The following is an 11272-nucleotide window of genomic DNA, read 5'->3' on the forward strand; positions in this document are numbered from 1 at the left end:
AGAATTTTTATGGATAGAGACTAGGTTTTTTTGTTGTCTTCATTTATGCGTATGTTTGCCAAACGAATAGAACAACTTCATTCTTCACCAACATTAGCGCTGGAAGAGAACGTGAGACTTTTAGAGTCCCATGGAATTAGTGTCGTGAATTTAGGCATTGGTGAACCAGATTTTGGTACTCCCTGGAGTATTCGCTTTGCAGCAATTGCTGCCATAGTGAAGGGGTTTACGCACTACACCGCCACTAGTGGCATCGTTGAATTGAGGACGGCAGTGTGCAAAAAACTTTTTGATGAAAATAAAGTTTTCTATCACCCAAGTGAAATAGTTATTGGGGTGGGAACGAAACAGTTGCTCTATCACGCGTTTCAAGTACTTTGTGACAGTGGAGACGAGGTTATTGTGCCCGTGCCCACATGGAGTACGTATGCGGAACAAGTACGACTGAGCGGCGCAACACCCGTCTTTGTTACCCTAGAACCACCCTTTCGTTTAACCGCGGCCGCTCTAGAAAAAAGTATTACTTCAAAAACAAAAGCAATTGTATTAAATAGTCCAGCTAACCCAACCGGGGCGATTATAGAAGAAGAAGAATTGATAAAAATAGCTGAGATTGCCGTAGAAAAAAATATAATCGTTATTTCTGACGAAATCTACGAGAAAATTATATTCGGGCGTAGACATGTATCAATCGCATCTCTCAATGAAGAGATAAAAGCACGTACTGTAACGATAAATGGTTTTTCAAAAAGTTATGCCATGACCGGTTGGCGGGTTGGTTTTGCTGCTGGGCCAAAACATATTATCGATGCCATGGTTGCCCTGCAAAGCCAAACAACCTCAAGTACGTCGTCTATTTCTCAGAAAGCCGCCTGTGCGGCGCTGACTCATCCGCAAAAATCAGTTGAGGCGATGCGGACGGTCTACCGTAGCCGTCGTGATTTTTTGGCAGCAGCACTGGCCAAGACTCCACAGCTATCGTTCACGCTTCCTGATGGTGCCTTCTACTTTTTTGTCGATATCAGCCCGCTGCTTGGAAAACAGTTTCAGAGCGCAGTGGCCTGGTGCCAAGCGTTACTTGACGAAGAACGAGTTGCTGTCGTTCCAGCCGAAACTTTCCTTTATAAAAATTATATTCGTTTAAGCTTTGCTGTACCCATCGAGGAATTACAGGAAGGGATAAAACGTATTGAACGGTTTGTAAAAAAGTATGAATAGAAAGATTCCAGCCACCATGGTTTCACAACACCCAGATCAAGCTGGTACGCCTTATTGGCATACCGAAGCGTTTATTAGTACGCAACAGGAAACACATGAGTGCTTCCTTTCTTTTTCCGAGCTCGGTGTCTCAGAGTACAAATGGGATTGGGAAGGCAAATTTGTCGATGAATCGGTCATTGAACGTTTGTTGGCGGAACATCTCGAATACTTTAAAAATTTTCCCCTGGGTAAAGATAAGTTTTTAACATTTCGTCTTCCAAACCCAAAGGTGGAAACAGAATTTCGTTTGGGTAGGGCATTCATGGGCATTTTGGGCGCGGCTGGTCTAGCAAAAGAAGTTGGTCTTCACGCTCCGCCCTTATTTGAAGTCATTTTACCCATGACAGAGTCAGCCGAAGAGATGATTGCCATTCAAGAATCGTTTAAAGAGTTGGCGTCGTTAAAACATCCGCTGCACAACTTCGAGAGAGGTGGCCTGACCCATATTGAACTTATCCCACTTTTTGAACAAGTCGATGTTATTATCGCGTCTGCTCATATTTTGGAAACGTACTTGGCACTTCATGAGCGAATCTTTCATTTTACACCAGCGTACATTCGGCCGTACCTCGCCCGTTCAGATCCAGCATTGAATTCCGGATTAGTGCCAACCGTACTGGCCATAAAAATTGCTTTGTCTCGTTATCAAGAGCTTGAACAGAGAACTGGGGTGCGGCTGTACCCAATCATCGGTTCAGCTTGTTTGCCATTTCGTGGGGGACTAACACCCGATACAGTGGCAGAATTTTGTCACGAGTATCGAGGTATAAAAACTGCGCTTTTGCAAAGTGCTTTTCGGTATGATTTTGACAAAAAAAAGGTTCTCGAAGCAATCCGCCTGCTCGAAACGATGCTCCCCTTAGGCGAGGCAGCAACGATTACGCCATCGGAAGAACAGAAGCTACTAACGCTCATTACATACTTTGAGGGGGCTTACCAGCGAACGGTTGAGGGCATTGCGCCAATTATCATGCAGGTTGCTTCTGCGTTGCCACGACGACGGGAGCGAGTGCAGCATATTGGTCTTTTTGGTTATTCACGGAGTCTTGGAAAAGTGCAACTGCCTCGTGCCATAGGTTTTACTGGTGCGCTGTACTCACTTGGCGTTCCGCCGGAACTCATCGGCACTGGTAGGGGAATAAAGTATGCTGAGGAAAATATGGGCGTGGACTTGCTAGAGAAGTATTATATTGGTCTGCGGCGTGAGCTGAAACGAGCCGGTGGCTTTTTGTGTAAAGAAGGATTGGCACGTCTGGCAACATTGTCTCCTGAATGGAAAGAGGTTGAGCAAGATGTTCAGTACATAGAAGCGTATCTTGGGGAACGTTTAGGACCTGTTACCAAAGACGAAATTGAGCACGCGAATATTGTTCAAAAGGTGCATGCTAGACTAGAGGCCGGTGAGTCATTTGAAGAGTATTTACAACCGTTGGCAGTGCTTCGAAAGAGTATAGGCTAGAGGTAGTCCGACAGTCGCAAATTTTATTGACGACGAACCGACGCAAAAACTCTTGAGGAAAAAATCTGTAACTGAATCAGTTAGGCAAGCTTTATTATGATTAAAGAACCGATAAATATAAAAACTGAGCCTAGGAGGAAATAGAAATCTAAGCTTGTTTTAAAAATCAAAAAACTAAAAAGTATAACAAAAAATGGGTATGCTATTTCAAAAATTGATGCAGTTGGTGCTCCTAGTATTTTTATACCAGAGAAGATAAAAAAATTTGCTAGTGTTGCCAAAATTACGGCAGCAAGAATTAAACTTAGATTTAGTTTTCCGGACGTCAGTAAAACCTTTAGCGACTGCGTATCCAAAAGTATTATCGGCAACGTAATACTGGCTACGAGAATGGCATCAACAAAAATCAAGGATAATGGAGAAACTTTGTCCAGTATCTTTTGGTCTATGGTATATACCAAACCCCACGTGACAGCGGCAGCTATGGCGTATATAAACCCAACGGTTTTCATAAAGATTTGAAATTTTTTCCCTCACATTCCGAATATTTCGGAATGATTTCTATTGCTGCGGGACTACTGACCTCACTTATTTTACCTATCCAAAACCAAGTTTGACTTGGTGGTGTCCCGCCGCTGCGGGACTACTGTCAGTATAAACATTTTGAAAAATCAAAATGACCACTAATGGTGCCCGGGGAGGGAGTCGAACCCTCATGGCCGTGAGACCCGGGGATTTTAAGTCCCCTGCGTATACCATTCCGCCACCCGGGCTTATGAACTAGGAGAAGCTTAAAATAATCAGAGATATAACACCAATTGTTACCCCCGCTATTTGCCACCCCGTGAGTGCCTCATTGAATATAAGCACACCGATGACTAAAAAACCAACGATGCTAAGGATTGTCCAGATAACAGATGTTATGACAAGCCCTTCTCGGAGTAAGGTTGGTATATAAAAAACAGCAGAGCCGATGTACCCAAGCACCGCCAAACCAAAGAGTAGTCGACTAGAATTGATTGACCAAAGTTTTGCAAAGTAATCACCGGCGACTACCGAGCTAGCACTCAGTAGCAAAAGAACGATAACGGGAATTTTCTCAATTAGTTGGCTACTGACAGACATAAAAATGGGTAGTGTGATTGATGCGCAGGATTTCTAAATCTTTCCGTTATCTAGCACCGTTGTCACGGCACTAAAGTTATTAGACTTTTCCGCTATGGTAGCCCCCCGTTGGGACTACTGTCGTCGTTTATCTTTTGTCTCCGTCAAAAGTTTCACTATGGTAGCACCGTTGTCACGGCACTCCCGTCCTTGCATTTTCTATCACTATGGTAGCACCGTTACTACGGCACTAAAGTCATTAGATTCTTTCCGTTATGGTAGCCCCGCTGCTGCGGGACTACTGATATCACTTATCTTTTGTCTTCGTCAAAAGTTTCACTATGGTAGCAGGGGCGGGGCTCGAACCCGCGACCTCCGCCTTATGAAGGCGTTGCTCTAACCAGCTGAGCTACCCTGCCACAGAGATAAGATCCTACAACGAACAATGACACAGGTGAAGGGTTTGTGTTGCCCCATGCCCGCCACAATGTGAAACTTTGGGCGGGCTGCCATAGAAGAGATAAAGTAGGGCGAAGTATAGCAGTCGTGGCGGGCCTCTGACAACCGTAGCCGACGACCAACAAATCAGTTATCATGGCGCCATGACCGATGAAGTATTCAGCCAGCTTGTGCGTGAAGGAATAGATGCTATTCCAGAGCACTTCGGCAAGCTCGTGGATAATGTGGTTATAACCATAGAAGCAGTAGCGCGGCCCGAGCAGCTGAACGAAGTACCCATAGCTCGGGGTCACACACTGCTTGGTTTGTACCAGGGTGTTCCTCAAACCCGTCGCGGACCAAACTACAGCATGGTGCTCCCTGATAAAATAACCATTTTTAAAGAGCCCATTGTCGCGCTCGGTAACACCCCTGAGGGTATTCGAAAAATTGTCACCGACACTGTGTGGCATGAAGTTGCACACCACTTTGGTTTAGATGACGACGCCATTAATGCAGCACAGAAACGACGCCATGCTGCACTTTGATCTTTCCCAAATTATTCAAACCGTCGGACTCTTGGGCGTCGCCGCTATAGTTTTTGCAGAGTCGGGGCTTCTTATTGGTTTCTTTCTGCCGGGGGATAGCCTGCTGTTCACGGCCGGACTACTGGCCTCACAAGGTGTTTTTTCATTCTCATTGCTCATTCTGCTCTCGTTTATAGCAGCAGTGGCAGGCGACAGTGTTGGGTATGCATTTGGGTATCGAATTGGTCCGCGGATTTTTACCCGAGAGGATTCTCGATTTTTTAAAAAAGCACACCTTGAACAAGCACACAATTTTTTTGTTCGCTATGGCGCACAAGCCATTGTGCTGGCACGATTCATGCCCATTGTTAGAACGTTTACTCCGATTCTCGCAGGTGTTGGCAAAATGCCGTACCGCACATTCATCACTTATAATTTTATCGGTGCCGCATTGTGGGCGATTGGTATACCGACACTTGGGTTCACTCTTGGTACACTTGTGCCAAGTATTGACGAGTACATTCTCCCTATAATTGCTGGAATCATCGTGGTGTCATTTATCCCGCCAATTAAAAGCTGGTGGCAGTCGAGAAAGTCTTCACGAACCCAGGAAAGCACGCTAGGATAGAAAAACTGTACTTTAGGCGGGCATCGTATAATGGTAATACCTCAGCTTTCCAAGCTGATGCCAGGGGTTCGATTCCCCTTGCCCGCTCCAAAAGCGGAACTTTTGACGGAGACAAAAGATAAATGATGATGGTGTCCCGCGTAGGCGGGACTCCAAGGAATTCAATCTTTGATTTTTCAAAATGTTTACGATGACAGTAGTCCCGCAGCAGCGGGGCTCCAACAGAGCCGAGTTTTTTACCACGACAAAAGATAAATGATGATGGTGTCCCGCGTAGGCGGGACTCCAAAGAGTTAATTTTTCAAAATGTTTAGGATTTCAGTAGTCCCGCGTAGGCGGGACTCCAGGGAACTTTTGACGGAGACAAAGGCTAATGTAGTTTTTTTAAATTAATTTTTATCGCACAATTCAATGTACTAGTACATTGAATCAACAAAGAAAGGATCTCGATTTTACGCTGCGGAATCTTGATTTTATTCAAATAATCTGCTATAATTTAATAAATTAAGTAAACTTTATAATAAAATATGGGTTTATTCAGTGGAGAGCCAAAAGGTGAGTCGCATTTTTGGGCAAGTAGATTTATCCGCGAAAGGAAACCGGACGAAACAGAAGAGTCTAGCGACGAACCTGCGCACGGCCGTTTCGTACCTTTAGACGAAGCTCCCGGCACGGCACCTAGTCCAGAAGAAATATTGATTAGCCGGGAAAATGCTTTACCACCCGAGGAATTAACGAATACAGATATAGAAGCGTAGTTGTCGTGTCGCATTTCAATCAAAGCCACCCTTACCGCAAGGGTGGCTTTGTTGTTTCCGTGTCGGCAAAGAAAGCCCTGTGATACCATTGTCTTATGAAACCAGAAACAATATTAAAAGATTGGCAAAAAAGAGCCATTAGAACACGGGAACTTTCATTTGCCCGTGCCTTATTCAAAACGTATCCTGATTCCAATCTTTATTTGGTCGGGGGCATGGTGCGCGATTTGCTACTTGGTCGACAAACGAAAGACTATGATTTTGTAGTGACCAATGTTGCCGAGGCGAAATTACTAACGTTTCTAAAGCGACATGGCCGAGTGAATACCGTCGGCCGGACGTTCGGGGTTATAAAATTTGTTCCAACAGGTCAACACGGCAGCTTGGCCATTGATATTGCGCTGCCGCGGCTTGATTTACCAGCCAAGGGAACTGGTGCATATAGGGATATAAAGGTGGTGCGTCGTGCGTCTTTACCTATCGAAGAGGATCTTTTGCGTCGAGACTATACGGTGAATGCAATAGCCTGGGATATACGTGGTAAATGCATTGTCGACCCAACCGGCGGAATAGTTGATTTAAAGAAGCGACAATTACGTACGGTGGGTGATGCGGCAACTCGGTTCGCCGAAGATTACTCACGCGTCCTGCGTGGGTTACGATTTGCCGTTACACATAATTTTTCATTTGCACCAGCCACCTGGCGGGAGCTGCGGGTGGCGACGGCTGGGCTTGTAAAAAAAGTGAGCGGTGAATTTGTTGTACCGAGGGAAGTGATTGCTCGTGAGTTTTTGCGGACGTTCGTTGCAAATCCCGTTATTGCGCTCAACCTGTATGACCGCAGTACGGCACTTGAGAAATTAATTCCTGAACTGCGAGCCACGAAAACGTGCCCGCAACCGCGCAAGTATCACAGCGAAGGGTCTGTTTGGAAGCACACTGCGTTGGCACTCGCGGCGCTTGCCTCTAGACGCTTCCGGGCAAAGCATGCAGGCATTGATGCGGAGTTAGTTGTAACGGTGTTACTACACGACATAGCCAAGCCGACCATGCTCAGAACTCCAAAAAAGGATGGCGTCGATCGTGTTCGTTTTGATGGGCACGATGTCGAAGGTGGAAAAATGGCTGAAGCAATTTGTGAGCGACTGAAGCTCTCTGTGATGTCAGTAGATTCGGGACTACACGTTGAGCCAACAAATGTGCGCTGGCTTATTCAGCACCATCTTCTCTTGTTGCACGGTCGGGTGACTGATATGAAGTTGCGCACGGTGCTAAAGTACTTCGTTGACCATCCTTTGGCAGAAAAGCTCAAGGCACTTTTGCTGGCCGATACGCTCGGCACTATTCCAGCCAGTGGAAAGCCGTACACAAAACATCTTGTTGACCTAGAGCGCCATTTGAAGCGGATACCCCGACGTGATGGTAAGTTGCCAGCGCCACTACTTGGTGGTGACGGCATTATGCGCGTGGTGCGTATTGCCGCCGGGCCGGCCATTGGGTTTTTGAAACGTCGATTGCGCGAAGAGCAGTTGATGGGTACAGTACGCACCAAGCAGGCTGCCGTAGAGTTTATAAAAGACGAATATGCCAGAACATACACTGAAGGTTCCAATTGATATAGGGAAACAACGCCTCGACCTCTATCTCGTAGCGTCCCTTGGGTTGTCGCGGAGTCGGGTGCAACAGCTGATTCGTAGTGGGGCAGTGCTTATTAGTGGGGTTGCCCCAGTCATACACCATTGGTTAAAAGCAGGAGAAGTCATTACCGTTGTCGATAATCCAGAGGCGTTGATTCCTCCACCCCCAGCTCCAGAACTTGTTATTCTCGACGAGACTGAAGATTTTTTAGTTGTCGTCAAGCAAGCTGGCGTTCTTGTTCACCCGGCGCCGAACGCCAAAGCGCCAACCTTAACTTCCGCGTTACTAAACTATTTACCAGCCATCGCAACAGTTGGTCAGCCGGACCGCCCCGGTATCGTGCATCGTCTTGATCGTGATGTTTCTGGTCTTCTTGTGGTCGCTAAGACGGCAGCTATGTATGACTGGTTGGTGAACGAGTTTCGTGAACGACGAGTGGAGAAGCAGTACACCGCACTGGTGCACGGCAGCATTGATCGTGACGAAGGTCTTATAACGTTTCCGATTGGTCGCTCGAAAACAAATCCGGGTCGTATGGCTGCTCGACCAAGCGGTGGTGAAGGACGGTCCGCCGAGACTGCGTACACGGTGCTTACTCGGTATGTTAACTTCACGTTACTTTCCGTGGTCATTCATACTGGCCGAACGCACCAAATACGAACCCACCTCAATGCCCTGGGTCACCCCGTGGTAGGGGACGCGTTGTACGGTAAAGTGTTGGCTCAGGGTGTGGCGTTGCCTCGACTTTTTTTGCAGGCGACGAATCTTGGATTCCGCGACTCACAGGAAGTTTGGCATCGGTATACGTTGCCGCTCGACGCTGAACTTGCTACCTTCTTGACTACCATAACGGCATGACTCCGAAACCGCTGAAACAAAAAAATACCGGCACCCTCTTTCTTTTGGTGGGTCCGTCGCGTGTGGGCAAAGACACCATTCTTCGTTCGCTGCTCCGGCGTAGAAGTTTGGGACTCGTGAAACTCGTAACCATGACAACTCGTTTGCGTCGACCGGGTGAGATAGCCGGGAAGACGTATCATTACGTATCCGACGATGCATTTCAGGAGCGCATAGCAAAAAAGCAGTTACTCGAATGGGCACCAGTGCGTAATTATAAATATGGGACACCGAAAGAGCCGTTACTAACATTGTTGCAGCAAGGTCACAATGTCATTCAACAGATTGACGTACGAGGTGCCGCAGCACTTCGAGCCCGCACGCTGCGAACAATAACCATTTTTATACTCCCTGGTTCCCTTGCCGAACTAAAAGTGCGACTTAGTTCGAACACGTTTACCCCAGAACAGCGGCGGGTGCGATGGACAGAGACCGAACAAGAATTAGCACGTCAGACCGAGTTTGATTATCGCATTGTGAATACGCAAGGAAAATTAGGGCAGGCGGTTGATGAGGTTGCTGCTATCATTCGGAGTATTGCGCAAGTGCACTCTTGACTGACCGTACGTTATTGCTTAGAATAGCTGAGCATTTTACCCCCGAAATTCGGGCTTTTTTATTCGATTTTTGAGCGTTGTATGGCTGAAGAAGAAGTAGAGAAAACTGAAGAGGTGCCAGTTGCCCCTTCTGAAGAACCAAAAGAAGCAGCTACAGCCCCAGAGATGGCGGCTGAGGTGCCTGCTGAAACTGTTGAAGCCGAGCCAGCAGAGGCGACGGCTGAAGAAGTTGTGGCTGTCAGTGAGGCTGCCGTGGTGAGTGTTGGCCCAGTGTACCCAGAAGTAGTGCCGGGTGCTCTCGTGCGGGTACACCAACGAATTCGGGAAGTTACGCCAAAGGGCGAAGAGAAAGAGCGTGTACAGATTTTCGAAGGTACGGTCATAGGTCGGAAGCATGGCTCAGAAGCCGGTGCCACTATTACCGTTCGCAAAATCTCAAATGGCGTTGGTGTTGAAAAGATTTTCCCACTGCACTTACCAACCATCGACAAGATTGAAGTGAAGAAGCTCTACCGAGTGCGTCGAGCAAAGCTTGGTTATCTCCGAACATCAAAGAAGCGAATTAAGGAAGTGAAGAAGGTTACTGCTGCGGCGTAACCTTGCGTGGCGTCTGACAGGGCGCTACACTCTACAAATTGTGCGCGCGGGTGGCGGAATTGGTATACGCGCTAGCTTGAGGGGCTAGTGGGAGCAATCCCATGGAGGTTCGAGTCCTCTCCCGCGCACCAAAAAAAATTGCTGACTTTGCGTCAGCTATTTTTTTTGGTGAAGGCAAGGAAGGACTCGAACCTGGGAAAGGGGTCGGGAAAACGGAAGTTTTCCCGCAGCGGAATTATTCAAACCGAGGGGTTTGAAAGAGGAGCTTTGGCGACGAGGGTTCTAGGAGCGAAGCGACGGAGTCCTCTCCCGCGCACCAGTAATGTATATAACGATAGTAGTCCCGAAATAGCGGGGCACCAAAAAAAATTGCTGACTTTGCGTCAGTGATTTTTTTTGGTGAAGACAAGGAAGGACTCGAACCTGGGGAAGGGGTTCCGCCAGAGGCGGACAGACGGGGAGCGGAGAAGTTTCTCTGCGGCGGAATCTCGCCCGCAACACCAGTGCGTAGCACTGCCGGCAGGTATTCTCCTCCAAGGGCGGATCCTCCTTTGGTGGAAAACCGAACAATGATAATGGATATAAAAGAGAAGTCCGCCGCGGTGGACAACAAAGGCTATATTTCGGCTATATTCTTAGCCAGCGCATCAGTTTTTTATTATGATGGTGTCCTAATGTGTACAATATTAGTAGTCCCTATTTTAGGGGGGCATCAGCGATATTCTATCAATATATAGTTTGACTAAATGTTAAAAATATAGTATGCTAGCTCTGATTTTAACAGACTTGTTTTACTAGAAATCGTTATTTTCAAAGTGGAAAAAAGTCATACAAAGGTAACTTGGGCTACTAAAAAAGTCACAAAAAAATGTGCTGCTTTTTATTTAGATTGTATTAAATTGTCGGTTCTTTCTCCTTTTGAACATTTCACGGTAAACAAAGATTTTCCTAAAAGATTTTTTGCTTCGGCTGCAATTTGTGGCCTACTTCTGTACACGATTTTGCCATACGGCCAAGTTGCCGCCGCCGCCTCTACGTTTACGCAAACAAACTGGGCGGGCGGAGTAACAGCAAATAGCGCAGTACATGCATCTAATCAAACAGGCTGGACGGAATACAGTGTAAAAGACGCAGCACTATCGATTGTGAATGGAGGCGCTGATTTGCAGCTCGGCGTTACCTCGCAATCGCTTACCCAGACGAGCGATGCAAATGCGGCTACCGGATTTAACCTTACAGGAAGCGCACATACCCAGACCGAAGTTACGGGCGCCGGGAGCTCGGCATCCATTATTTTGAATACGGTTGCTGACGCTGCTACCACGACTGTTGCGGCAGGCAATGCACATTCGTGCGCACTGCGTGCTGACGGCACGGTCTTTTGCTGGGGTATGAACTATTACGGCCAG

Annotated in this window: 13 protein-coding genes and 4 tRNA genes; 13 read left to right on the forward strand and 4 right to left on the reverse strand. The window is 47.1% G+C overall.

Going from position 1 to position 11272, the window contains the following annotated elements; genetic code table 11:
- Positions 1-51 precede the first annotated feature (51 nt).
- Both WC052_02085 and ppcA read left to right on the forward strand, forming a co-directional pair.
- Positions 52-1218 carry a pyridoxal phosphate-dependent aminotransferase gene (locus WC052_02085; GenBank protein ID MFA7286430.1) on the forward strand — a complete coding sequence of 389 codons (1167 nt, stop codon included), beginning with the start codon at positions 52-54 and terminating at the stop codon, positions 1216-1218.
- Positions 1211-2719, forward strand: a complete 1509-nt coding sequence (gene ppcA, locus WC052_02090) for a phosphoenolpyruvate carboxylase (protein MFA7286431.1) — start codon at positions 1211-1213, stop codon at positions 2717-2719. The genes WC052_02085 and ppcA overlap by 8 nt, the downstream gene beginning before the upstream one ends.
- 80 nt (positions 2720-2799) lie before the next feature.
- On the opposite strand, the gene WC052_02095 is transcribed toward ppcA, so the two are convergent.
- From WC052_02095 to WC052_02110, 4 genes are all read right to left on the reverse strand, one after another.
- A complete protein-coding gene (locus tag WC052_02095) occupies positions 2800-3231 on the reverse strand; it encodes a DMT family transporter (protein MFA7286432.1) in 432 nt (143 codons plus the stop codon).
- Positions 3232-3406: 175 nt separating this feature from the next.
- A tRNA-Leu gene (locus WC052_02100) sits at positions 3407-3492 on the reverse strand.
- Positions 3493-3499: 7 nt separating this feature from the next.
- Complete coding sequence (locus tag WC052_02105; protein ID MFA7286433.1) at positions 3500-3844, reverse strand: hypothetical protein; 345 nt, start codon at positions 3842-3844, stop codon at positions 3500-3502.
- 321 nt (positions 3845-4165) lie between these two features.
- Positions 4166-4242 (reverse strand) — tRNA-Met (locus WC052_02110).
- A gap of 183 nt (positions 4243-4425) precedes the next feature.
- Here WC052_02110 and WC052_02115 point away from each other — a divergent pair.
- From WC052_02115 to WC052_02165, 11 genes are all read left to right on the forward strand, one after another.
- Positions 4426-4809 carry a metallopeptidase family protein gene (locus WC052_02115; protein ID MFA7286434.1) on the forward strand — a complete coding sequence of 128 codons (384 nt, stop codon included), beginning with the start codon at positions 4426-4428 and terminating at the stop codon, positions 4807-4809.
- Positions 4775-5416: a VTT domain-containing protein gene (locus WC052_02120; protein ID MFA7286435.1), complete on the forward strand. Its 642-nt coding sequence runs from the start codon at positions 4775-4777 to the stop codon at positions 5414-5416. The genes WC052_02115 and WC052_02120 overlap by 35 nt, the downstream gene beginning before the upstream one ends.
- A gap of 16 nt (positions 5417-5432) precedes the next feature.
- Positions 5433-5506: transfer RNA gene (locus WC052_02125), tRNA-Gly, on the forward strand.
- Between the two features lie 437 nt (positions 5507-5943).
- Complete coding sequence (locus WC052_02130) at positions 5944-6174, forward strand: hypothetical protein (GenBank protein MFA7286436.1); 231 nt, start codon at positions 5944-5946, stop codon at positions 6172-6174.
- Positions 6175-6269: 95 nt separating this feature from the next.
- Entirely contained in the window at positions 6270-7790 is a 1521-nt protein-coding gene (locus tag WC052_02135; protein ID MFA7286437.1) for an HD domain-containing protein, read from the forward strand.
- The gene (locus WC052_02140; GenBank protein MFA7286438.1) at positions 7759-8670 is read left to right on the forward strand and encodes an RluA family pseudouridine synthase; all 912 of its coding nucleotides are present in this window, start codon (positions 7759-7761) and stop codon (positions 8668-8670) included. Before WC052_02135 ends, WC052_02140 begins: the two co-directional genes overlap by 32 nt.
- Positions 8667-9266 carry a guanylate kinase gene (locus WC052_02145; protein ID MFA7286439.1) on the forward strand — a complete coding sequence of 200 codons (600 nt, stop codon included), beginning with the start codon at positions 8667-8669 and terminating at the stop codon, positions 9264-9266. The genes WC052_02140 and WC052_02145 overlap by 4 nt, the downstream gene beginning before the upstream one ends.
- Positions 9267-9497: 231 nt before the next feature.
- The gene (locus WC052_02150) at positions 9498-9863 is read left to right on the forward strand and encodes a 50S ribosomal protein L19 (protein ID MFA7286440.1); all 366 of its coding nucleotides are present in this window, start codon (positions 9498-9500) and stop codon (positions 9861-9863) included.
- 44 nt (positions 9864-9907) lie between these two features.
- Positions 9908-9994 (forward strand) — tRNA-Leu (locus WC052_02155).
- Positions 9965-10120 carry a hypothetical protein gene (locus WC052_02160; GenBank protein ID MFA7286441.1) on the forward strand — a complete coding sequence of 52 codons (156 nt, stop codon included), beginning with the start codon at positions 9965-9967 and terminating at the stop codon, positions 10118-10120. The genes WC052_02155 and WC052_02160 overlap by 30 nt, the downstream gene beginning before the upstream one ends.
- A 642-nt stretch (positions 10121-10762) precedes the next feature.
- On the forward strand, positions 10763-11272 hold a 510-nt coding region (locus WC052_02165), incomplete at its 3' end, for an RCC1 domain-containing protein (GenBank protein MFA7286442.1).

The sequence above is a fragment of the Patescibacteria group bacterium genome (genome assembly GCA_041675205.1).
Taxonomy (GTDB): domain Bacteria; phylum Patescibacteriota; class Patescibacteriia; order GWA2-46-9; family GWA2-46-9; genus JBAYUF01.